The sequence below is a fragment of the Archaeoglobaceae archaeon genome (assembly GCA_038734275.1).
GTDB lineage: Archaea > Halobacteriota > Archaeoglobi > Archaeoglobales > Archaeoglobaceae > WYZ-LMO2.
Genome location: JAVYOO010000002.1, coordinates 14,165 through 34,811, shown reverse-complemented (window position 1 = coordinate 34,811; position 20,647 = coordinate 14,165). Strand labels below are relative to the sequence as shown.

The window sequence follows — 20,647 nt, the reverse complement described above, 5'->3', positions numbered from 1 at the left end:
AGTGACTGCAACTGCATCTTCTGGTTACATATTCGATCACTGGGAACTCGATGGTAACAATGTCGGAACATCTCCAAGTTATACTGTTACCATGAATGCTCCTCACAATTTAGTTGCGGTGTTCAGACAAACTCAGAGAGAGGTAGATCTTACCTTCTTTATAATTGGATTTAATAAGCCCTCTCCACACTGTGATGGAGACACAGTCTATTTTGGAGCCGTACTGATCAATCAGGGAACAACTGGAGCCTCTAACTTTAGAGTGGATGTATATTTGGATGGTAGATTATATGACTCTGGAGTTATTAGTTATGTAGGAGGGGGCGAGTCCATAACCTTATGGTCTGAGTATCCTTGGATTGCCAAATCTGGAATTCATAACCTCACTTGGATTGTTGATTTAGATAATAGGGTTATAGAAAATAACGAAGGAAACAATCAAGCAATCAGAATATTTGAGGTAGTCGACTGTTCACCTACACCTCCGCCCACTACACCACCAACTCCGCCTCCAACAACTCCACCACCAACAACCTCAGCAAAGATCTTCATCGAGCCAAACAAAACCACTGTTGCCCCAGGTGGAATCTTTGCAGTCGATATCAGCGTTCAGGATGGCACCGCACAATCAGTGCTCCTCAACTTCACCTTCGACACTTCAAAGATCAGCTACGTTACTGGCTCAACTCAGGGAGTGTTCAACACAATTGACACAATATCCTCGAGTGCAAATTATGTCAGATATTTAGGAGTTTCAAGCTCTCCAGTTAACATTGCAAGCAAGACAAAAGTTGCAACCGCTGTGTTCCAAGTCAATTCTGGAGCTTCAGGGACTTTAAGCTTCAATGTTGTTACAGCAAGTGTTAATGGAGCAAATGCAATGCCAATAGTTCAGAGCATAAAAATTGGCACAGAGCCATGGCAAAGCTACGACAGCAACGGCAATGACAGAATAGAAGATCAGGAGCTAATAGCAGCGATAATGGACTGGCTGAACAACAGAATAAGCGATTTGGAGCTGATAAATGTGATAATGAAGTGGCTTCAGGGTTAAAACAAATTTTTTTAATTTAGTCTAATCTTTTTTTAGATAAATAAGCTCTTTAGAGTTTTGAAAAAGAAGCATAAAAACGGCTTTGGCTCACGGTAGAAGGCTCGGGAAGAGCTTTAATAATAAAAGCGGAATCAACGGATAGAATTCCATTGCTTGGTTTCTTTATTAAGAACAAATATCAAATTCAGGTTTACAGAAATGGCGTTCTAATAGAACCCATGGGCACTTTTTCCAGAATAGATTCTCCGGGTGACCCAACGATTTGGGAAATCGTGGTGGAACCAGGTAATGCGATATATGATGTTGTCGTGACAACAAAAGATGTCGGGTGTTTCCTTTTTGCATGCAATGGCGATAAAACACGTGTGCAGATTTTGCTCGGTTCTTATACCACTGAATGGGCCAAAGAAATGAATATGGCATACGATAGTGCGCAAAAGCTCTGGATACCCCCTATGGCTCAATTCATTTCTTTAGCACTGAAAATGATAGGAGTGCCAACCAACCTTAAAGATTTGCTCTCTGGCTTTACGCTCGAAACTCTTAGTTCACTGGGGGAGATATTTGGAGTAGTTGGAGATACTACTGCTGTTTTTAAGGCATGGTTAGCTCTTATAGAAACAATGGAATCAATGGAAAAGGCTAAAGAACTGGGTGAACTTAATGGACAGTGGATGCCATATATTTACTGTAGAGTTAGAGAGTGTCCGATCTGTATAGATTACAGCGTATCTCCCCACAAATGTTATGGATTAAAAGATCTCTTCATGGAAAAGGGGTTCCCCTACGGATACTTTAGGCCGCTAACACTCTCTAATATTGGTGATGAGGATTATATCCGCGTGGAAATTGGCTTTATGTATTGGGCTACTGGAATAGTATATTCGCTGCTTCAGTCTGGAAATTACAGCGGAGCTCTTTATTACATGAACGCGATTGAAGAGTTTCGACCACGTCTTGAATGGATCGTAAAAGATAACCATGGCTTGTCATCATATCTAGATGAGCCTTGGAATAGCATGTTTAAACATGTTAGGGCGATTGTGATGCTTGACTACTGCTCTTGGAAAATATGCTGAAGTGGCTAAAGATCTTAACTACTGCGAGAATGACTATGAAGGGCTTAAATCTTTCAAAAATTTTTTAGACCTTCGAGCCAATAAGTTATGTGAGATACGAAGAACCAGTATTTCGACCGCCAAGCGAGGCTTACAGCCTAATAATCCAAGCTACAATAGGCTGTTCATGGAATAAGTGCACATTCTGCGGAATGTATAAAATGAAGAAGTTCCGTGTTCGTGAGCTTGAAGAAGTGAAGGAGGATTTCAGAATTGCAAAGAAGTTCTATGGCAACGTAGAAAGAGTTTTCCTCGCAGACGGTAATGCTTTAACCGCCGATACTGAGTTTCTTATTGAGATCGCAAATTATGCGAACAGCCTTTTCAGGCTTGAAAGGATAAGTTGTTATGCAAATCCAATGGATCTGCTGGATAAGAGCAAAGAAGAACTTAAAGAACTCAGAAAAGCTGGAATAAAGCTACTATACGTAGGCATAGAGAGCGGAGATGACGAGATCCTTGCAAAGATCAGAAAAGGTGCAAGCTCCGATGAAATTTATGAGGCTTGCAAAAAGGCTCATGAATGCGGTTTCGACTTATCTGTGACTGTGCTGACTGGCATCGGCGGTAGAGGAAAGATGAAAGACAACGCCATTAACACTGCAAAGCTCTTAAATCGAATTCAGCCTAAATACACTGGAGTTTTGACCTACATGCCCGTTCCGAACACAGCTCTTTATTTTAAGATAGAAAGAGGAGAATTTGAACTGCCAAATGCCATTGAAAATCTGCAAGAATTGAGAACGCTCGTAGAGAACCTTGAGGCGAAGACGATCTTTAGATGCAATCATGCTTCAAACTATCTGCCGATCAAGGGAAATCTGCCTGAAGATAAACTAAAGATCCTGAAAACGATCGATTACGCACTCGCCAATCCACGGGTGCTAAAGCCTGAGTGGCTTAGAGGTCTTTAAAATTTTAACCTTTAATCAACTCATCAAGCTTTTCTCTATTGAAACCGAGAACCCATTTGTCTCCTTTAACAACGAGAGGCACAGAATAGCTTTTTGAAATGCTGTATATCTTTTCTACAGTCTTTTTTCTCTCCTCTTCATCAAGCTTATCGACCCAAACAACTTCGACGTCAGCCTTTGCTGTCTTAAGATACTCAAGAGTTCTCTTGCAGTGCGGGCATGTTGTGAGACCATACATCGTGATTTCAGCCATAAAAAAAGAAATTTCGGAACTTTTTAAATCTTCTCTTCTTTTGGGCGATGAGCATATTTATATCTTAACGACCTTTGTAGTTCGATGAAGATAGGCTGTTGCGGATTTCCAGTAGCAATGGAAAAATATTTCAAACTTTTTGAGGTCGTAGAGATCCAGAAGACTTTTTACAAGCCTCCAGCAGTAGAAACTGCAAAGAAATGGAGAGATAATGCTCCCGAAGGCTTTGAATTTACAGTTAAAGCTTGGCAAGTAATAACGCACCCGCCCACGAGTCCGACTTATAGAAGGGTCAATCTAAAGCTTGAAGATGCGGGCTTTTTTAAGCCAATAAAGCAGGTCTTTGAAGCTTGGGAAGTAACAAGAGAAATTGCAAAGACCTTAAAAGCTAAATTCATTTTATTTCAAACTCCGAAAAGCTTCAAAGAATCTGAAGAAAGCTTTAGAAACATGAGGGAATTCTTTAATTCCATTGAGCGGGAATTCACATTTGGCTGGGAGGCAAGAGGCTGGAGCGGTGATGCTGTGAAAAGGATTTGCGAAGAACTTTCGCTTGTCCACGTTGTCGATCCATTCGAATCCCAGCCAGTTTTTGGAGATATCAGGTATTTCAGGATCCACAAAAATCACAGCGACGACGAAATATTCTCACTGCTTGGCAAGGCAGATTATGTGATGTTCAACAATCCTTTTATGCTACAGGATGCGGAAAAATTGAAGAAAAGGAGGGATGAAATTGAGAGAGAAAATCTTAAGAGTGCTTAGAAGCTACGATCTTAGCGATTTGAAAATAGCAACTCTCGGAAGCCATTCAGCTCTTAATATACTCAGGGGAGCTAAAGATGAGGGTTTTGAAACTATATGCATCTGCAAAAATGGCGAAAGTGCAGTTTACAAACACTTTGGAGTTGCGGATAAATTGATCGAAGTTAAAAGCTTTGAAGAATTGCTCAATAAAGATGTTCAGGAGTTTCTAAAAAAGGAGAATGCCATTCTAATTCCTCACGGCTCTTTCAACGCCTACATAGGAAAGCTTGATGAACTTGAGGTTCCAATATTCGGAAATAGAAAGCTGATGGAATATGAGACAAGCAGAGAAAAACAGAAAGAGTGGTTCAAAAAGGCAAATGTCCGCATTCCGAAAGAATTTGCGAGAGTTGAGGACATAGACAGGCTTTGCATAGTGAAGTATCAGGGTGCCAAAGGTGGAAGGGGTTATTTCCTTGTTTCATCGCCAGAGGAATTTCAAAAGAAGGCAGAGGTAATGGTTAAAAATGGGCTTGTCAGCAGAGAGGAATTGAAAAATGTAGAGATTCAGGAATACGTAATCGGAGCTAACGTGTATTTCTCGTTCTTCTATTCGCCTGTCAACGAAAGACTCGAGCTCATAGCGGTCGACAGAAGATATGAACACGTGGATGGAATCAGCAGAATTCCTGCAGAGGAGCAGTTGAAGTTATCTTTGGAGCCAACATACACGGTAATAGGTAATTTCCCAATTGTTGTTCGTGAAAGCTTGCTGAATCAGGCTTTTGAAGTTGCAGAAAGGATTGTAGAAGTATCGAAGGAGATTGCTTATCCAGGAATGGTTGGGGCTTTTTGCATAGAAACAATCTTCAACGAAAAAGCAGAATTAATAGTCTTCGAGATCTCAGCAAGGATTGTTGCTGGAACCAATGTTGGAATTCCTTGTTCGCCATACTCCTACATCTTGTTTGGAGAAAACATGTATATGGGCAGGAGGATTGCCAGAGAGATAAAAATGGCAGTCGAGAAAGGTATGCTTGAGGAACTGATCTATTAGGTGATGTAAATGAATGAAGAAGGTTTGGAAAAGACTATAAAAGCTGGAGAGATCCTTAAACAGGTTGTTAAGTCCGCAGAAGAAAAAGTTGTGGTTGGAGCAAAGCTTATTGAGGTTGCAGAGTTTATAGAAAACAAAATAATCGAACTCGGAGCAAAGCCAGCTTTTCCGTGCAATATTTCGATAAACAGCGACGCTGCGCATTTCACACCAGCAAAGAACGACGAAAGGGTTTTCAAAAAAGGAGATCTTGTCAAGATTGACATCGGTGCCCATATCGACGGCTATATTGCGGACATGGCAATATCTATCGATCTTGGAGACCATTCAGAGCTTATAAAGGCAAGCAAAGAAGCGGTTTTCAATGCAATCGACGCTGTTAAGGCGGGAGTGGACACTGCAAAGCTTGGAAAGATAATAGAAGACACTATAAGAAGCTATGGCTTTAGACCCGTGGTGAATCTCACTGGACACGGATTGCTGCCATACATAGCCCACGCTCCGCCAAGCATCTATAACTATGCAACCCAGCGTGGTATTGAGCTCAAAGAAGGTATGATCATAGCGATCGAGCCTTTTGCAACGAACGGAGCGGGAAGGGTGGCAGAAAGGGGAGAATGCGAGATATACAGTCTTCTGAATCCAAAGCCTGTTAGAGTTAAAGTTTTGAGAGACATGCTTTCTGAAATAAACGAGAAATACAAAACCCTGCCATTTGCAAAAAGATGGCTAACAAAGGCTCCAGAAATTTTCATATCCAAGCTTGTCAGAGAAGGAGTGCTTAGAGACTATCCAGTGCTTTGCGAAGTTTCGGGAGGAATTGTTAGTCAGTGGGAGCACACTGTAATTGTGGAAAAGGATTCTGCAAGAGTTGTTACTCTATGATCTCAAATATTTAGCTTTTAAATACTTTTTATTGAGCCAAATACTTTATTTTTTCCGCTTCAAGTTTTTCTACTTCTTTTTTTAATCTTCTAATCTTCAATTCCAGTCTTTTCCTGTAAAATACCAAACCAAGGGATGTTCCAAAAACCATCAGGGTTCCCGCAACTAATACGTCCATATGTTATCAAAAGATACTTAAGTATATAAACTTTTCTATAAAAATTATATGATTATAATAATGATGATTTCGATATAGCTCCCAGTGATCAGAGAAAAGATCCCAAAAACAAACTCTCTAAAGGATCTTACTGGCCCACTGAGAATTAATAGTTTTTCTGACTTAAAGTAGCCCGATAACGAAAAGTAATAATAAAATTTTGCATAGTAAGATTTAAATCCTTTGACTACCACTGACTTTATGAACAAAGTGTTAACTTTATTGGTTTGGGTATATCTAATTAGCACAGCGAGTGCATTGGTTACCTCGATAAATGTTTATTCGGACGTCTCAATGGGTTCGGAAGGAGAGATCGTTTTCAGAGTGAATGGAGATCCCCCGTTCGTTGTTGGGATAAACTTTACAGTTCCAGAAGGCTTTACTCTCATTGAATGCTTGCCCAACTACAAAATATCGGGAAATAAAGTTGCTATCGCTTTAGTTGGTGAATCCGAAGCCAAGTGTAAAGTTAGAGCTCCTTTCAAATACGACATCTCCTATGATTTAAATGGATACTGGATTGATATGCTTAGTGAGAACGAAGGCAGCATTATTGAAAAAATAAACCTAAAAACTCCGCCAAAGACATACAAAGGTCCAGCATCTTCACCACACTTATCTGACGTTCTCCGAGTAAATATAATTGAAATCTCGGATACCGAAGTATACGAAGGCGATACAATAACAATCCGTGTGGATACCGCAACTTATAAGGATGTGACAAGATACGTTGCGATCATTGACGTTTATGATTACATGAATTTGAAGAAGTCTATCAACGAAATAGATACCACAGGTGTTGCAAGCAAGGCAAAATGGAGGGTAACGCTGGGTGAAGAAGGAAAGATTAACGAATTCACAGTAAACACTTCGAGATACGACATTGATGTTGGATACTACGTAGTTGTCGTGTATATAAACAAAACCGCTTTTGATGACTCATTGATATTCAGAGTGAAATTCTCAGGCACTTCAAAAGAAGAAACGAAAACCACCCCTTCAATTACACAAAATAGCTTGACTTCTAAGTTATATTTGGAAATGAACACTGAAAGAAAATTGATTGTATCGTCAGATTTGATGAAGCAGATAAATATCCTAGGCTTGTCAATAAAATCTAATGAGACAACAGAAGCGAATATTTCAATATCTAAGCTCCCTTCGTTGCCAAGCGGTGTTAAGAGTCCACCTGGAATCTTGCTTTACGTCTGGGACATAACGCTCAAATCTTCAAAGCCAGCGAGTTTTGAAGGATACATAGAGTTTCTGATAGAGAGGAGCATAATCTCCGAAAAAGGTTACAATCCAGATGATGCCGAGATAGTCTTTTTGAGATACGATAGGGAGTGGAGTGAGCTAAATGCTACTTTGTTTAAAAAAGATGATGCTTACACCTACTACATTGTAAAAACTCCCGGCTTCAGTTACTTTACTGCGGTCATTAAAGCTCCAGAAACGTCTACACAACAAACACCTGCCTTTAGTCAAGCTCCGCCCTCTACACAATCTCCGTCTATGCATCCCTCCTCACAACCTTCAACTCAAACTTCGCAAAGAACAGCGGAATATCAAACCACTACTGCCCCCTCATCCCAGATTAATGCACAAAGTTCGACATTCTTGAACTTGGAGCTAGTGATTCTTATAATGCTCGGAATGATGGGGGTTACGATAGTAATTTTGATCGGCTTTATGGTTTTAATGTTTAGAATTGGAGGTGAAAGGAGGTGAAAGCTGGGCTTTTATTTATTTTTATTGCATTACTGATTTCAACAGCAAGTGCCATTACAAGCAAAGACTACATAGAAATATTCTTTGATGATAATACAATAACTAAGGATGAACTTTTGAATGTATTAAGCGCCTACATGCTCAACGAAGATTATCAAGGGAAAAATTTGAAGCTTGAATGGCTGAGAGACGCAAGCTACGTTTACGTATATTGGGGTGGAAAACCGAAAAGGATAATTGATTCAGCCAGTAGTGAAGTGGTTATATACAAGCCAGTTAAGAGTATTGTAGTTCTAAACAGCGATTCTGGACTGGCTGTGCAAATACTTGGCTCTAAGGACAAAGTGGTGGGAGTTAGCACTTCTGTAAAGAGTTCTTACAAAATGCTTCCTGAGATAAGTCAAAAACCTTCTGTGGGTCTATGGAACGATCCGAATATAGAAGAGATCGTCAAAATGGCTCCAGATTTAGTTTTATCATACGTTCGATGGCCAACTTCTGACAAATTGGAGAATCAGCTTGCTGGAACAGGAATTACAGTCGTTAGACTCGATTTTTATATCCTCGATACAATGAAAGAAGAAATGAAAAAGCTCGGATATATTTTAGATGCTGAGAAGTATGCTGAAGAATACATAAAGTGGTTTGAATATTATGTAAACCTGGTAACGTCAAGAATTCCAGAAGAGGATAAAAAAGTTAAGGTCTACACAACTGGCGGGACAAAGGCTCCTCTACGTGCGTTTGCAGAAGGAACCGGGTTGTTCACGTTATCAGTTATGGCTGGAGGTAAAAACGTCCTTGAAGGGCGTAATGGTTACTTTGATGTAACGGTGGAAGAGCTATTAAATTGGAAACCAGAAGTTATACTTCGCTGGAGCTCAGCTGGCGGTTATGAAGTCGATGATGAAACTGAAGTGATAAAAGATTATAATGGTGTTTTGAATGCACTCCAGAGCTATTCTGAAGAGATCCCAGCAATCAAAAATGAGAGGATTTATGTTCTTTCAAGTAAAATCGGCACCAGCCCCTCTGCTCCAGTAAGTCTTGTTGCAGTAGCGAAGGCGTTGTATCCAGAAAATTACGGTGATTTAGATCCAGTGGCAATTCATCAAGAATTCATCGACAAATTCCTTGGAATAAACTTTGACGTCAAAACTCAAGGAGCTTTCTTCTACTCCAAGAGTTTTGGATGGTGATCGAACATGAAGTATACATTTATATTATTACTTTTATTAATACCGTTGTCTTTTGGAATTTCTTCTGCCTCTACCAGCAGGGAATACATAGAGTTGTTCTTTTCAGACGAGAGGATAGATATCGAGGAGCTTTTAAACTCAATAACAGCTTACATGCTCAACGAAGATTATCAAGGGAAAAATTTGAAGCTTGAATGGCTGAGAGACGCAAGCTACGTTTACGTATATTGGGGTGGAAATCCGAAGACGTTTGAGGACGTTAATGGAAACCAATTGAAAATTTACAAGCCTATTAAGAAAATTGTAACTTATCACCACCAGCATGCAGAGATGTTAATGATATTGGGCTTGGAGGATAAAGTAGTAGGTGTTAGAGACACATTTGCGATTCAGAAAAACAGATATCCGATCTTACACACAAAGCCAAGCGTTGGCTCAGGAGACAATCCGAACTTGGAAAAAATTATAGAATTGGATCCAGACGTGGTTGTAGCATATGGTTGGTATCCTGCTGTAGGAACAATTGAAGAACTTTCTAATCTCCCTGACAGAGTTATATCCATAATGAGGGTCGGGTTCACTGGAGATCCAATTGGAAAAGGTTATGTTGGAATCGATGCTATGAAAAAAGAAGTCTTGGACTTTGCATCGCTTTTCGATCAAGAAGTAATGAAAAGGGCTCAGAAATATTTGGAATGGCATGATAGATACATTAATATCGTGCTTGAGAGGGTCTCAAAGATACCAGAAAATGAGAAATTAAAGGTATTTGTAGAGAGCTCCGAAGGCAGTTACGGAAGAAGCAATACGAGGCTTGGCATAGGTCTGGGACATCCAGCCCATGGATTGGTAGAGCTCGCTGGGGGTAAAAACATAGGAGCGGGGAACATACCTTTTAATCCCACCTATAATACAGAATATAACGACATTTCGGTAGAATTCGTGCTAGAGAATAACCCGGATATAATAGTTGGAAGAGCTATGGGCACAATTTCTGGTCAAGGCGCATTAAGACCATGGGAAAGAACTGACGATGGCGCAGTCAAAGCTTATTACAATGACATTAAGAACGTTTTTAACTTAACAAATGCTGTGCGTAATGATAGGGTTTATGTTATTACAAACGATTGGGCAATAACACCAAACTATCCATCCGCTCTCGTAGCGTTGGCTAAGTGGTTTTATCCAGAGCTATTTGCAGACTTAGACCCATGCAAGGCCTTTGAAGAATACGTTGACCTTCTCGGAGTTTCGAAAGCCGTTCTTAACCACAAGTCATTCACTTATCCCGCGATATGCATATGAGAATTTTTACAGATCTAAATCTAATCAAAAAAGCTGTTTGAGGAAGTGATCGTATGAAAAAATTTTTATTTTTAGTTTTTTTAATTTTAACACTATCGATATTCCCAACACTCGCTTCAACATCAGAGAAATATAGGAACTTGTTTTTCAGTGACGGATACCTTGATAGGGAAGAGTTGAGCGACGCGATTCTTGCCTACATGCTCGATGAGCCCTATAAAGGGGAAAAAATAAACGTTGAATGGCTTAGAGATGCTTCGCATGTTTACGTTTACTGGAATGGGAATCCTAAAAAAATTTACATGTCCGACGGAAGAGAGAAAGTTTTCTATAAACCCATAAGAAAAATAATTCCTTTGAACCCATCTGCAGCTGACGCTATAAGAGTTCTCGGCGCTTCAAATCTCGTAGTAGGCATAGAAACCGCGACTGTGAAACCAAACTATCTCCCAGAATATCTAAATCTACCATTGATAGGTCCGGGTAACAATCCGAACTTCGAGTTGATCTTTAAACTTGACCCAGATGTGGTAATTGCCTACGTTCCAGGAGTATACAATCCCGGATATGATGCGCTCGAAGCTCAGCTTGAGCCAAAGATAACTGTTGTCCGCTTAGATTTTTACAAGCCCGAAACTATAGAGGAGGAAATGCTCAAGTTGGGAGAGTTGCTTGGTAAGGAAGAAAGGGCAAGAGATTTTATTGAGTGGAGAAAACATTATTTCAATATTGTTAAAGAAAGAATCAAATCAGTTGAGAGTAAGCCAAGGGTCTTTATAGACTATGGTCCCGGAAGAGTAATAACATCGGGAAGATTAACAGTCGCTTCCAATACTGGATTACACCAACTTGTTGAATTTACTGGAGGAATAAACGTCGGAGCTGACTTAAACCCAAGCATCGCAAGAATTCTCAGCCCCTATAGTCCCGGTTACTATGCGGTCGATTACGAGTGGATAATATCTCAGCAACCCGAGATAATAATAGGGCAAGCATCTGGCCTTAATTCGAGAAGTGGTGGTTTTGAAACAAACGATTTAAGTGCTCTAAAAGACTATTACAATGAAATAATTTCAATTCCAGGGATTGAAAATACCCCTGCAGTTCAAAATAAGAAGATCTATATTATACACGGGGATATAACCTCAAGACTTAATGACGTCGTAGGATTGCTCTTCCATGCCAAGTGGTTCCACCCGGACTTGTTCAGCGACATAGAACCGCTGGACGTTCTCCAGGAATACATAGACAAATTTACTTCTTCTAAAATGAACGTTAGAACCCAGGGTATTTACGTATATCACCCTGAACTACATCCAAACGGAAGATAAACATGAGAGCAGGATTGCAGGCTAACAAAGACGTGGAGAGAATAAAAAGAGAATATAAGAAGTTTATAGGTCGAAAAATCACTTTTATAATTTTTTCTATTTTGCTAATTGCCATATTTGCAGGTTTAGCAGTAACACTTGGCTCATACCAGATTCACCCGATCGAAGTTTATGGAATAGTTTTGAATGGATTCATGAATTCCATTTTAACAGGCTTCTCTTGGAATCCAGAAACGACAAAAGAAATGGTAGTTTGGAATCTAAGACTACCAAGAATTCTCCTTGCAGTTCTCGCTGGGATGGGCTTTGCCATTGCGGGAGCTATGACTCAGGGGATCCTCAGAAATCCCTTAGCAACACCATACACCTTAGGCATTGCTTCTGGGGCTGCACTAGGAGCAGCAATAGCGATAATACTCACGAAAGGTATAATCTTTGGGAAATATTTGATTGTTGGAAATGCATTCGTGTTTTCTTTAATTCCAACCTTTGTAATTCTTGGACTTACAAGACTCAAGAAAGCTACTCCAGAAACAATGGTCCTTGCTGGAATCGCAATGATGTACATTTTTAGTGCGGTAACCACAGTTTTAATGTATTTCGCAGAGAGCGATGCGGTTAAAGCAGCATACTTTTGGACTGTGGGCGACCTCGGTAGAGCTCAGTGGGATGCAGTGATCGTTGCATTTGTAGCATTAATCTTAATCTCTCCTATTTTAATGATAAAAGCTTGGGATGTTAACATAATAATGGGTGCTGGAGATGATACTGCTAAGAGCTTAGGAATAAATCCAGAAAAAACAAGAATATTCATTATGCTACTCTCTTGTCTTTTGACAGCGACAATAGTCAGTTTTGTTGGAACAATTGGTTTTATATGCTTGGTCGCCCCGCATATTACGAGGATTATAATAGGCGGAGATAATCGATATCTCGTCCCCGCTTCAGGTTTTTTTGGTGGAGCTTTACTTCTTATTTGCGATACAATTGCTAGAACGATAATAGCTCCAATCGTTCTACCTGTGGGAGTGGTAACCGCTTTCTTAGGCGGGCCAATGTTTCTGTATATTCTGCTAAGAAAGAAAAAGGACTATTGGTGAGATTATGAAGATAAGAGTCATTGATCTTGAATTTAGTTATTCAAGCGTTCCAGTATTAGAAAATATTTGTTTCGAAGTTAGAAAGTCTGAGATCGTATCTGTTCTCGGTCCAAATGGTGCTGGAAAGTCTACACTTATAAAATGCATCGATAGAATACTCAGACCAAATAAAGGGACGATATTTATAGATGAAAAAGATTTGAGACAGTTATCTCAGTCTGAAATTGCAAAGAAGATAGGTTACATCCCACAAGGAGCAAAATATAGTTTTCCAGCTACTGTTTTCGAGGTAATACTCATGGGAAGAAAACCACATATAACTTGGAGAACTAGCGAAGAGGACATAGATAGGGTCGTGGAAGTCATAAAAATGCTGAACCTTGAAGAATTTTCAATGAGAGACATAAACGAGCTCAGCGGTGGTCAACAACAGAGGGTTTTTATAGCAAGGGCATTGGCCCAAGAACCAGAAATTCTCCTTCTTGACGAGCCCACGAGCAACCTCGACATAAAGGTTCAACTTGAAGTTTTAGACATAATAAAAGAGGTTGTTAAAAAGAGAGAGATGTCTGCAATAATGGCTATGCACGATCTAAATCTTGCCTCAAGATACTCTGACAAAATCATTATGATGAGAGACGGAAAAATATTCGCAGTTGGAGAACCAAGCCAAGTCTTGACTCCAGAGAACATAAAAAGTGTATATGGTGTTGAGGTAGAAGTAATAAAAAGCAATGGATCTACTTTCGTGCTACCATTAAGACCTTTAAAAGGAAATTTTAATTAGTTTTTATAACTCTGCGAGTAGGGGAAGACCAAAACAAGGTTATGAATTAGCCAAAGCATTCATGAAATAGAAAATTAATATTTAATTAATATAAATTAATCCAATTTTTCTTGAGTTCATTTAAAAAGAATTAGAATAATTAATCAGAACCTAAAGAAAGGAAAGCTAAAGCTTAAATATACTTCGGTCATTGGATAAATGGCTTTGAAGCTTCCATAAGGTGGTTTGCATGGAAAAAACAGAAATTCTCATGAGAATTAAAGATGTCGAAGGAAGAGTCGAAGAAGCCATAAAAAAGGCCGAAGAACAGAGAAAAAAAGCTATTTTCGAAGCTAAAATTCAGGCAAAGAAAATTATTGACGATTCAAACACAGAAGCAAATAAGCTAAGAGAAGAAATCCTCAAAAGGATTAAAGAGAACTTAGAGAAGGAAAAACACGAGATAAAAAGCAAGAAGTTAAAGGACATCGAGAATTTTGAAAAAAGAGGAAAAGAGAATGTCGATAAGGCTGTGGAGATTCTCTATAATGAATTCATAAGGATGGTGGAACATGCTCAGGCCTGAAAAGATGGTTAAAGTCGCGGTTGTGGGTTCCAGAGATCAACTCGAAGTGGCTTCAGAGCTATTGTACAGGATGAATCTTATCCATATAGAAAATCCTTTAGAAACCGATTATTTCAAGGTAGGAACACCTATGGAAAGAGCTGGACAGATTTCAAGAAACTTACTACAGCTAAGAAGCTATATTTCCCATCTGAAACTTGATCCAACAAAGTTTTCACCAAAAAAGAAATTTAAAAGAAGAGAAATTGAAGAAAAGCTAAGTAAAAAGCTAACCGAATACCAGGAGGATATAGGAAAACGAATTGACGAACTCAGAAAAATAAATGAAACTCTTAAATCCATTGAATCGGAATTTTCGACGATTGAACCTCTAAAAGTTCTTGAAATACCTCCAAAACTTCTAAAAGGATACAGGAGCATAAAATGCTTTGTAGGTCTTGTAAAAGAGAATCCGATTCCTGAAATTGAAAAAATTACAACTCAATTCGATTTTGTGCTGAAGAAATTTGAAGATCAATTCGTGATTGCAATTTTCGTTAAATCAGAACACGGTGATGAGGTTTATAGGATCCTGCAGGGATTTGGATACAAAGAATTGCCAGTGCCAGATGTCGACCTTGAAGCAAGAATTTCCGAGCTCACAAAGATGAAAGAAGAGCTTTCTGAGAAGAAAAAGAAGATTGAAATCGAAATAGAAGAACTAAAGGTCAAAGAATCTGAACTGCTCTTGGCAATCGAAGAATACCTGTCCTCTGAAGTCGAGAAGGCGGAACTTCCTCTTAAAACCCTCGTCTCAAAGCACACTTTCGTAATCGTCGGCTATGTGCCGGCCAATAATTTTGATAAATTCAAAAAGGAGTTGGAAGAAAAAAGAATTGTAGTAGAACAGCTCAAATTTGAAGAACATGAGATGCCACCAACAAAGCTCAACAATCCGGGATTTGCAAAGAACTTCGAAGTGCTTTCAAAAACCTATGCCATTCCAAAATACAAAGAGATAGATCCAACAACGATAATGGCGATCTTCTTCCCGCTCTTCTTTGGACTAATGCTTGGAGACATGGGATACGGACTGCTGATACTTGCTGTTTCGCTGTATCTAAAGATGATCTTCAAGACCGAAGGCTGGCAAAAACTGCTCAACATAGGTCTGGCATGCGGTATAACTTCGATATTCTTTGGCTTTATCTACGGTGAATTCTTCGGACCGTTCAAGATCCCCGGAACAGAGAATCCCGCAGAAGTCCACTTCATCGGCGACTTTCTTGCGGGGCTATATGCTTTCAATCACGGACATCCGCTCTTTGACAGAGTTGAAGAATTCGGTGTTAAAGCCCTGCTTTTCATAGTGCTCATGGTTGGTATGTTCAAGATGCTATGGGGCTTCTCGATGGGCTTCTACAATGTATACGTGGAGCATGGCATTAAAGAGGCAATTCTTGAAAAGGGATGCTGGATCTTCGGAGTCCTTGGGCTTGTTTGCCTTATATTTGGATTCTCATACAATCTCGGAATTTTCACTTCTCCACCACCAAACGGATTCGGAGAGTTGTTCCCAAAGAACCTCTTTGTTTACGGAAATACCGTTGCTGAAGCAAGAGCTGTGCCTTTGCCTATTCCGGGACTTGTAGATGGCTGGCAGGCAGGATTCAACTACTTCTACCTCGCTACCTTGCCACTAATACTGATATGGTTCGTAATCTTCCTGAAGGCTGAAATTCCAAAAATGGGAATCTTTGGAGCAATAATGGCGGTCGAACTGCTCACATGGTTTGGTCAGATCATAAGCTACGCCCGACTGCTTGCTATAGGCCTTTCTTCAGTTTACATAGCCTTCGTTGTGAACTATCTCTCGCTCAAAATTGGCTTAGAGCCGGGAATGGCTATACTTCCACTTGCGATAGTTATAATGCTTATAGGTCATTTTGGAAACTTCCTGCTCGGCATACTCGATCCTGGTTTGCAGTCGCTTCGATTGCACTATGTAGAGTTCTTCACGAAGTTTTTTGAGGGTGGTGGTAGAGAATACACACCATTTGGTAGGGTTAAGAAGTTTATAGAAGAGGAAGGAGGTGAATAGAATGGTTGAGGCAATGATTAGTGATGAGGCGTTCATAAAGGGATGTGCTGCAATAGGGGCTGGTTTGGCTGTTGGACTTGCTGGAATTGGTGCTGGAGCTGGTGAAAGCGGTATTGGAGCTGCTGCAGTTGGAGCAATTGCTGAAGACAGGGGCTTCTTGGGCTTGGGTCTGCTGTTTACAGTTATCCCGGAGACCATCGTTATATTCGGCTTGGTCATCAGCTTCATACTGATGTTCGCTTACGGATGATCGGCGAGAAATTCGTGTTAAGGCTTGCGGAGAAGCTCGGTAGCGAGAAGAATGTAGAGAGGTTCGTTAGATACTACTGGCTGGTATCGACTTTCAGACTCGCATTGGGGGCGAGTATCGCAATCCTGATTCTTCTTTTTGGATATCGATTTAGCGATACTGTAAGCTGGGTGGATGCATTGCTTGGAGGTGAATAGAATGGTTGAGGCAATGATTAGTGATGAGGCGTTCATAAAGGGATGTGCTGCAATAGGGGCTGGTTTGGCTGTTGGACTTGCTGGAATTGGTGCTGGAGCTGGTGAAAGCGGTATTGGAGCTGCTGCGGTTGGAGCAATTGCTGAAGACAGGAGCTTCTTGGGCTTGGGTCTGCTGTTTACAGTTATCCCAGAGACCATCGTTATATTTGGCTTGGTCATCAGCTTCATACTGATGTTCGCTTACGGGTGAAAGGATGCCCTTAGATCAGGTGCTTCAAGAGATCACAAAAAAAGGGGAAGAAGAGGTAAAAAAGATTGAGATTGAAACCAAAAAGGAAGTTGAAAAGATAATGGCTGAGGCAAAGGCAGAAGCGGAACTAATCCTTAAAAGGGCAAGAGAGGAGGCAGAAAAAGAGGGCGAGGCTCTTAGAAAACAAGAGATTTCGAGTTTAAATCTTGAACTAAAAAGGATGATGCTGGCAAAACAAAAGGAGATCACAGAGGAAGTGTTCAAAAAGCTGAAGCAAAAAATAGGTTCTATGGACCAAAAGACAAAGAAAGATGTCTTAAAGACTCTGATCGAAAAAAATGCAAAAGATGGAATGCTCCTTTATGTTAGAAAGGAGGATGAGGATATCGTTAAGGAGATAATAAAGAATCTCAATCTAAATTTGAAGATCGCAGGAAACATTTCGGGTCTTGGCGGTCTCGTGTTGGAAGAACCAAGCGGGGAGGTGAGGATAAACCTAACCTTTGACGAGCTCCTTTCCCAGTTATACGAGAAAAAACTTGCTGAAGTCGCAAAAGTCCTCTTTGGGTGATATTAATGATCTCAAGAACAAAGGCGTCCTATGCTTACATCGTTGCAAGGACAAAGGTGATGAAGAGCAAACTGCTGAAGGCAGAGGACTTCAGAAAACTTCTCAACATGTCGTTCGATGAGATCATGAGATTCCTTGAAGAGACAGAATACAAGAAGGAAATCGACGAGATGGCTTACAAGTTCAGCGGTCCGAAGCTTTTGGACTACGCTCTGTTTTCGAATCTTGCGAAGACATACAGAAAAATCTACAGCGTATCCTTTGGAGATGCCAAGATGCTAATAGGACAGTATCTGCGTAGATGGGACGTATGGAACCTGATAAACATAATTAGGGGTAAAAACGCAAATTTGCCTGCTGAAGTAATCGAAGAGACTTTTGTTCCAGCTGGAGAATTCAGCTTGGAAATTCTTCGCTCAATGATTTCCAAAGACATCAATGAGATTGCAAAGGAGCTTGAAGGAACGATTTACCACGATGCTCTCTCAAAAATTGGCTCCGCTCCAATGAACGTTATTGAGGATGAACTCTGGAAAGCCTATTACAAAGCAGTGCTTTCTGTTAAGGCAAACGACTTCGAAAGCAGGGTTTTCACTAACTTCATAAAAATGGAGATAGATCTGAGGAACATAAAAACAATTCTGAGGCTCAAAGCTGAAGGAGATACTGCTGAGGAGGTTATTTCAAGAATAGTCCCGGGAGGTTACGAACTGACCGAAGAGGAGGCGAGAAAACTTGCAACTATGTCTTTTGAAGAGATCACAAAGTCCTTGGAAGGTTTCTGGTTCTGGAAGATATCAAATGTGCAGGATTTAGGCAGAACAGAGATTGAACTTGACAAGATCTGGATCGAAGCAATAGCTAAAAGAGCTGGCAATTATCCGCTCAGCGTTCTGCCAGTTTTGCAGTATATAGTTCTCAAAAAGGTTGAAATTGACAATCTTCGAATTCTCGGTTGGGGTAAATGGCATGGAATTCCAAATGAAGAAATAGAGAAGGAGATGGTGATACTATGAAGATGGCGGTAATAGGAGACATGGACTTTGTCACAGGCTTCATGCTTGCTGGTATCACAGATATATATGAGGTTTCGAAAGATGAGGAAATTGTTAAAGCGGTTGAGGATGTTTTAAAGAGAAAAGATATTGGTGTTGTTGCGATAAAGTCGGAATTTTTGAAAAAATTGCCCGTGGCACTGCGCAGGGAGATAGACGAGAGGGTTGAGCCAACATTCATCGCTGTCGGTGCAACGGGCGGAGTTGAGGAAATTAAGGAAAAGATAAGAAAGGCGATAGGTGTTGAGCTATGGAAGTAAGCGTTGGTGAGATATTTAGGATCTCAGGACCCCTCGTTGTTGCTGAGGGACTTAAGGCAAGGATGTATGATCTCTGTAAGGTAGGAGAAGCGAAACTAATGGGTGAAGTCGTTGGCTTAGCGGGAGACAAGGTGTTGATCCAAGTGTACGAAGATACTTCAGGAGTTAGACCGGGCGAAAAAGTTGTGAACACAGGAATGCCTTTAAGCGTCGATCTCGGTCCAGGGCTAATAGGAAACATCTACGACGGAGTTCAAAGACCATTACCACTTCTGAAGGAGATCAGCGGAGACTTCATTAGCCGAGGTATCGAGGCTCCAGGCATTGACAAAAAGAAGAAATGGGAATTTCAGCCATTAATAAAGAAAGGAGATGAAGTTAAAGCTGGTCAAATCATTGGAAAGGTTCAGGAGACTGAAGTAGTTGCGCACCGCATTCTTGTGCCCCCAAACGTTAAAGGAGGTAAGGTAAAGGAAGTTTACTCTGGAAACTTCACAGTTGATGAACCCATTGCGGTGCTCGAAGATGGAACTGAGCTAAAGATGGCCCACAAGTGGCCAGTAAGAATTCCAAGACCATACATTGAGAAATTACCACCAGTTGTGCCTTTGCTGACAGGGCAGAGAATTCTTGACACGTTTTTCCCGATTGCAAAAGGAGGTACCGCTGCAATTCCAGGACCGTTTGGCAGTGGTAAGACTGTAACTCAGCATCAGCTTGCAAAGTGGAGTGATGCTAACATCGTCGTTTACATAGGCTGTGGAGAGCGTGGCAATGAGATGACAGAAGTTCTTGAAGAATTCCCTGAGCTAATAGATCCGAGAACTGGAAAGCCATTAATGCTGAGAACTGTGCTTGTGGCAAATACCTCAAACATGCCTGTAGCCGCAAGAGAGGCAAGCGTTTATACTGGAATCACAATAGCTGAATACTTCAGGGATATGGGCTACGACGTTGCTTTGCAGGCTGATTCGACTTCGCGTTGGGCAGAGGCGATGAGAGAGCTTTCTGGAAGGCTCGAAGAAATGCCCGGCGAAGAAGGATATCCAGCGTATCTTGCTTCAAGACTTGCAGAATTCTATGAAAGAGCTGGAAGAGTGAAGACTTTGAGCGGAGAAATTGGAAGTGTAAGCGTCGTGGGAGCAGTTTCGCCACCAGGTGGAGACTTCAGTGAACCGGTCACTCAGAATACGTTGAGAATAGTAAAAGCATTCTGGGGACTCGATGCCAAGCTCGCTGGGAGAAGACATTTCCCTGCAATAAACTGGCTTATTAGCTACAGCCTATACACAGGAACTCTTGCAGAGTGGTATGCAAAAAACGTGGCTCCTGACTGGAATGAATTGCGCACATGGGCAATGAGCGTTCTGCAGGAAGAGGCGACATTGCAGGAGATCGTGATGCTCGTTGGAAGCGATGCTCTGCCAGAATCTCAGCGTGTATTATTGCTCGTTGCAAGGATTATAAGGGAGTTCTATCTGTCCCAGTATGCATATCACGAGATTGACAGCTACTGCGATATTAAAAAGCAATATGACATGCTCAAGGCAATTAAAACGGTGAACGACTGGTTCTACAAGGCTCTTGAAGCTGGAAAGACTTACGAGGAGATTGAAAAAGTAGAAGGCTTTGACGAGTTCATGAGGAGTAAGCTCGAGGCTGATTACAAGACCGCGATGACCAAGGCGATGGAGAAAATGAAGAAAAGCCTGGGGGTGTGA

Annotated in this window: 23 protein-coding genes; 21 read left to right on the top strand and 2 right to left on the bottom strand. The window is 40.8% G+C overall.

Features of this window, described 5'->3' with window-relative positions; all coding sequences use genetic code 11:
• From QXI54_02755 to QXI54_02745, 3 genes are all read left to right on the top strand, one after another.
• Positions 1-1,054 (top strand): CARDB domain-containing protein (locus QXI54_02755; GenBank protein ID MEM0302074.1); only part of this gene is annotated, 1,054 nt, incomplete at its 5' end.
• A gap of 149 nt (positions 1,055-1,203) precedes the next feature.
• On the top strand, positions 1,204-2,133 hold the full coding sequence (locus tag QXI54_02750; GenBank protein ID MEM0302073.1) for a hypothetical protein: 930 nt from the start codon (positions 1,204-1,206) through the stop codon (positions 2,131-2,133).
• Positions 2,134-2,222: 89 nt separating this feature from the next.
• The gene (locus tag QXI54_02745; GenBank protein ID MEM0302072.1) at positions 2,223-3,086 is read left to right on the top strand and encodes a radical SAM protein; all 864 of its coding nucleotides are present in this window, start codon (positions 2,223-2,225) and stop codon (positions 3,084-3,086) included.
• A gap of 4 nt (positions 3,087-3,090) precedes the next feature.
• Here QXI54_02745 and QXI54_02740 read toward each other — a convergent pair whose 3' ends face one another.
• Positions 3,091-3,339 carry a glutaredoxin family protein gene (locus QXI54_02740; GenBank protein MEM0302071.1) on the bottom strand — a complete coding sequence of 83 codons (249 nt, stop codon included), beginning with the start codon at positions 3,337-3,339 and terminating at the stop codon, positions 3,091-3,093.
• An 84-nt stretch (positions 3,340-3,423) separates the two neighbouring features.
• Between QXI54_02740 and QXI54_02735 the strand changes: the two genes are divergently transcribed.
• From QXI54_02735 to map, 3 genes are read left to right on the top strand one after another with little or no spacing between them, the layout of a single operon-like run.
• The gene (locus tag QXI54_02735) at positions 3,424-4,104 is read left to right on the top strand and encodes a DUF72 domain-containing protein (protein ID MEM0302070.1); all 681 of its coding nucleotides are present in this window, start codon (positions 3,424-3,426) and stop codon (positions 4,102-4,104) included.
• Positions 4,070-5,143 carry a formate--phosphoribosylaminoimidazolecarboxamide ligase gene (locus QXI54_02730; protein ID MEM0302069.1) on the top strand — a complete coding sequence of 358 codons (1,074 nt, stop codon included), beginning with the start codon at positions 4,070-4,072 and terminating at the stop codon, positions 5,141-5,143. Before QXI54_02735 ends, QXI54_02730 begins: the two co-directional genes overlap by 35 nt.
• A gap of 9 nt (positions 5,144-5,152) precedes the next feature.
• On the top strand, positions 5,153-6,028 hold the full coding sequence (map, locus tag QXI54_02725) for a type II methionyl aminopeptidase (protein MEM0302068.1): 876 nt from the start codon (positions 5,153-5,155) through the stop codon (positions 6,026-6,028).
• Between the two features lie 28 nt (positions 6,029-6,056).
• Here map and QXI54_02720 read toward each other — a convergent pair whose 3' ends face one another.
• Positions 6,057-6,206 carry a hypothetical protein gene (locus QXI54_02720; GenBank protein ID MEM0302067.1) on the bottom strand — a complete coding sequence of 50 codons (150 nt, stop codon included), beginning with the start codon at positions 6,204-6,206 and terminating at the stop codon, positions 6,057-6,059.
• Between the two features lie 240 nt (positions 6,207-6,446).
• Here QXI54_02720 and QXI54_02715 point away from each other — a divergent pair, with 240 nt between their 5' ends.
• The 15 genes from QXI54_02715 to QXI54_02645 all read left to right on the top strand — a co-directional run bounded on the left by QXI54_02715 (position 6,447) and on the right by QXI54_02645 (position 20,647).
• Positions 6,447-7,976 (top strand): PGF-pre-PGF domain-containing protein, encoded by a 1,530-nt coding sequence (locus QXI54_02715; GenBank protein MEM0302066.1) that lies wholly within the window; start codon positions 6,447-6,449, stop codon positions 7,974-7,976.
• A complete protein-coding gene (locus QXI54_02710) occupies positions 7,973-9,175 on the top strand; it encodes an ABC transporter substrate-binding protein (protein MEM0302065.1) in 1,203 nt (400 codons plus the stop codon). Before QXI54_02715 ends, QXI54_02710 begins: the two co-directional genes overlap by 4 nt.
• 6 nt (positions 9,176-9,181) lie before the next feature.
• Positions 9,182-10,480 (top strand): ABC transporter substrate-binding protein, encoded by a 1,299-nt coding sequence (locus QXI54_02705; protein MEM0302064.1) that lies wholly within the window; start codon positions 9,182-9,184, stop codon positions 10,478-10,480.
• A gap of 53 nt (positions 10,481-10,533) precedes the next feature.
• Positions 10,534-11,811 carry an ABC transporter substrate-binding protein gene (locus QXI54_02700; GenBank protein MEM0302063.1) on the top strand — a complete coding sequence of 426 codons (1,278 nt, stop codon included), beginning with the start codon at positions 10,534-10,536 and terminating at the stop codon, positions 11,809-11,811.
• A gap of 2 nt (positions 11,812-11,813) precedes the next feature.
• The gene (locus QXI54_02695) at positions 11,814-12,911 is read left to right on the top strand and encodes an iron ABC transporter permease (protein MEM0302062.1); all 1,098 of its coding nucleotides are present in this window, start codon (positions 11,814-11,816) and stop codon (positions 12,909-12,911) included.
• 4 nt (positions 12,912-12,915) lie between these two features.
• Positions 12,916-13,698 carry an ABC transporter ATP-binding protein gene (locus tag QXI54_02690; GenBank protein ID MEM0302061.1) on the top strand — a complete coding sequence of 261 codons (783 nt, stop codon included), beginning with the start codon at positions 12,916-12,918 and terminating at the stop codon, positions 13,696-13,698.
• A gap of 229 nt (positions 13,699-13,927) precedes the next feature.
• Positions 13,928-14,263, top strand: coding sequence for an ATP synthase archaeal subunit H (gene ahaH, locus QXI54_02685; GenBank protein ID MEM0302060.1), 336 nt, complete (start codon positions 13,928-13,930; stop codon positions 14,261-14,263).
• Positions 14,250-16,343 (top strand): V-type ATP synthase subunit I, encoded by a 2,094-nt coding sequence (locus QXI54_02680; protein MEM0302059.1) that lies wholly within the window; start codon positions 14,250-14,252, stop codon positions 16,341-16,343. Before ahaH ends, QXI54_02680 begins: the two co-directional genes overlap by 14 nt.
• A gap of 1 nt (position 16,344) precedes the next feature.
• Positions 16,345-16,593 (top strand): ATPase, encoded by a 249-nt coding sequence (locus QXI54_02675; GenBank protein ID MEM0302058.1) that lies wholly within the window; start codon positions 16,345-16,347, stop codon positions 16,591-16,593.
• On the top strand, positions 16,590-16,790 hold the full coding sequence (locus tag QXI54_02670) for a hypothetical protein (protein ID MEM0302057.1): 201 nt from the start codon (positions 16,590-16,592) through the stop codon (positions 16,788-16,790). The genes QXI54_02675 and QXI54_02670 overlap by 4 nt, the downstream gene beginning before the upstream one ends.
• Position 16,791: 1 nt before the next feature.
• The gene (locus QXI54_02665; GenBank protein ID MEM0302056.1) at positions 16,792-17,040 is read left to right on the top strand and encodes an ATPase; all 249 of its coding nucleotides are present in this window, start codon (positions 16,792-16,794) and stop codon (positions 17,038-17,040) included.
• A 4-nt stretch (positions 17,041-17,044) separates the two neighbouring features.
• Complete coding sequence (locus QXI54_02660) at positions 17,045-17,611, top strand: V-type ATP synthase subunit E family protein (protein MEM0302055.1); 567 nt, start codon at positions 17,045-17,047, stop codon at positions 17,609-17,611.
• A gap of 5 nt (positions 17,612-17,616) precedes the next feature.
• Positions 17,617-18,627, top strand: a complete 1,011-nt coding sequence (locus tag QXI54_02655; protein MEM0302054.1) for a V-type ATP synthase subunit C — start codon at positions 17,617-17,619, stop codon at positions 18,625-18,627.
• The gene (locus QXI54_02650) at positions 18,624-18,926 is read left to right on the top strand and encodes a V-type ATP synthase subunit F (protein ID MEM0302053.1); all 303 of its coding nucleotides are present in this window, start codon (positions 18,624-18,626) and stop codon (positions 18,924-18,926) included. Before QXI54_02655 ends, QXI54_02650 begins: the two co-directional genes overlap by 4 nt.
• Positions 18,917-20,647, top strand: coding sequence for an ATP synthase subunit A (locus QXI54_02645; protein MEM0302052.1), 1,731 nt, complete (start codon positions 18,917-18,919; stop codon positions 20,645-20,647). The genes QXI54_02650 and QXI54_02645 overlap by 10 nt, the downstream gene beginning before the upstream one ends.

Excerpts from the sequence above, each read along its gene's own strand:
- QXI54_02645 (MEM0302052.1), top strand. The coding sequence starts at position 18,917 with ATGGAAGTAAGCGTTGGTGAGATATTTAGGATCTCAGGACCCCTCGTT.
- QXI54_02695 (MEM0302062.1), top strand. The coding sequence starts at position 11,814 with ATGAGAGCAGGATTGCAGGCTAACAAAGACGTGGAGAGAATAAAAAGA.
- QXI54_02655 (MEM0302054.1), top strand. The coding sequence starts at position 17,617 with ATGATCTCAAGAACAAAGGCGTCCTATGCTTACATCGTTGCAAGGACA.
- ahaH (MEM0302060.1), top strand. The coding sequence starts at position 13,928 with ATGGAAAAAACAGAAATTCTCATGAGAATTAAAGATGTCGAAGGAAGA.
- QXI54_02690 (MEM0302061.1), top strand. The coding sequence starts at position 12,916 with ATGAAGATAAGAGTCATTGATCTTGAATTTAGTTATTCAAGCGTTCCA.
- map (MEM0302068.1), top strand. The coding sequence starts at position 5,153 with ATGAATGAAGAAGGTTTGGAAAAGACTATAAAAGCTGGAGAGATCCTT.
- QXI54_02715 (MEM0302066.1), top strand. The coding sequence starts at position 6,447 with ATGAACAAAGTGTTAACTTTATTGGTTTGGGTATATCTAATTAGCACA.
- QXI54_02660 (MEM0302055.1), top strand. The coding sequence starts at position 17,045 with ATGCCCTTAGATCAGGTGCTTCAAGAGATCACAAAAAAAGGGGAAGAA.
- QXI54_02705 (MEM0302064.1), top strand. The coding sequence starts at position 9,182 with ATGAAGTATACATTTATATTATTACTTTTATTAATACCGTTGTCTTTT.
- QXI54_02670 (MEM0302057.1), top strand. The coding sequence starts at position 16,590 with ATGATCGGCGAGAAATTCGTGTTAAGGCTTGCGGAGAAGCTCGGTAGC.
- QXI54_02720 (MEM0302067.1), bottom strand. The coding sequence starts at position 6,206 with ATGGACGTATTAGTTGCGGGAACCCTGATGGTTTTTGGAACATCCCTT.
- QXI54_02730 (MEM0302069.1), top strand. The coding sequence starts at position 4,070 with ATGAAATTGAGAGAGAAAATCTTAAGAGTGCTTAGAAGCTACGATCTT.
- QXI54_02650 (MEM0302053.1), top strand. The coding sequence starts at position 18,624 with ATGAAGATGGCGGTAATAGGAGACATGGACTTTGTCACAGGCTTCATG.
- QXI54_02675 (MEM0302058.1), top strand. The coding sequence starts at position 16,345 with ATGGTTGAGGCAATGATTAGTGATGAGGCGTTCATAAAGGGATGTGCT.
- QXI54_02740 (MEM0302071.1), bottom strand. The coding sequence starts at position 3,339 with ATGGCTGAAATCACGATGTATGGTCTCACAACATGCCCGCACTGCAAG.
- QXI54_02735 (MEM0302070.1), top strand. The coding sequence starts at position 3,424 with ATGAAGATAGGCTGTTGCGGATTTCCAGTAGCAATGGAAAAATATTTC.
- QXI54_02700 (MEM0302063.1), top strand. The coding sequence starts at position 10,534 with ATGAAAAAATTTTTATTTTTAGTTTTTTTAATTTTAACACTATCGATA.
- QXI54_02680 (MEM0302059.1), top strand. The coding sequence starts at position 14,250 with ATGCTCAGGCCTGAAAAGATGGTTAAAGTCGCGGTTGTGGGTTCCAGA.
- QXI54_02665 (MEM0302056.1), top strand. The coding sequence starts at position 16,792 with ATGGTTGAGGCAATGATTAGTGATGAGGCGTTCATAAAGGGATGTGCT.